Genomic DNA, 1,084 nt, shown 5'->3' with positions numbered 1-1,084 from the left:
TATTTTTAATTAATATTTAAATTATTTTTTATAATTTTTTTTTTTATGATTTATTTTTGAAAATTATTTTTTTATGTTATTTTTTTTTATTTTTTTCATTTCAGAAGCTATTTATTTGAATTTGAATATGAATTTGCACATAATTTTGATCTCTCTTCATTTTGAACCAAAGGGATAAATGTTTAGAGAATAGATTACAGAATTATTTTCATTGCTTCTAAATAGAATAATTTTAATAGAAACCGCTGCATAGATAAATTATTTTTGACTTGGAATTTAAATTTGAACCAAAGGGATGATTTATTTTTCAAGTCATAGATTAAAATTTCAGAATAATTGTGATATTATTGTTTTCTGACCAAAGTTGAAAATAATAATATTATGATTTCATAGATATGTTTATTCCATGCATTATTACTTTTTTTCTGCCCAAAGGTGATTAAGTTTTAATGTGAAAGGTCACTATATGTTTTATTTTCTGACCAAAGTTGATGATAAAACATATAGTCATATTCAGATTTATTCTCATATATTGTTCTCACTTGTTCCTAATTGATTTCAGCTGGAGTTGCCATCAGAGATATCCCAACTCTGAGGGGAGATAATTATAATGAATGGTACAAGAAGCTGATCCTCTTCTTCACCATGCAAGAATTGGACTGGATTCTCACACACCCAGTGCCTGTAGAGCCTCAGGCGCCAGTCAGAGGGGATGACATGACAGATACTGCTTGGCAACAAGCACAGGATGTTTATAAAGCATCCAAAGAGAGTTATGACCTTGTCATGATTAAATGGAAACCTGCTAACAAGAAATGTGTAGCAGTGGTGGAGAACACCGTAGAGCCTACCATTTTGGGGGCAATCACAGATTATCATAATGTTGTTGAATACCTTGCAAAGATAAAGAATCAGTACACTGGTTCTTCCAAGATTTACGCTCATCAGTTGCTTGAGCAATTGGTTGGTGTACAGTACAGAGGAGGTGGACTCAGAGAGTTCATCCATCGCTTGGTTAACATCAACAACAAGTTAAAACCGATGAACTTACAGTTCAACGAGGGTCATATTGTCTATTTGATCT

The 1,084-nt window shown here is 31.6% G+C and carries 1 protein-coding gene; it reads left to right on the top strand.

Annotation, left to right across the window (positions count from 1 at the left end; translation table 11 throughout):
- Window positions 1–654 precede the first annotated feature (654 nt).
- Window positions 655–1,084: hypothetical protein (locus FA727_RS23865; RefSeq protein ID WP_158318987.1), on the top strand; the 430-nt coding region annotated here is incomplete at its 3' end.

Source organism: Robertmurraya kyonggiensis (assembly GCF_005116465.1).
GTDB lineage: Bacteria > Bacillota > Bacilli > Bacillales > Cytobacillaceae > Robertmurraya > Robertmurraya kyonggiensis.
The sequence above is the reverse complement of the archived record's forward strand: the minus strand, read 5'-3'. Positions and strand labels throughout refer to the sequence as shown.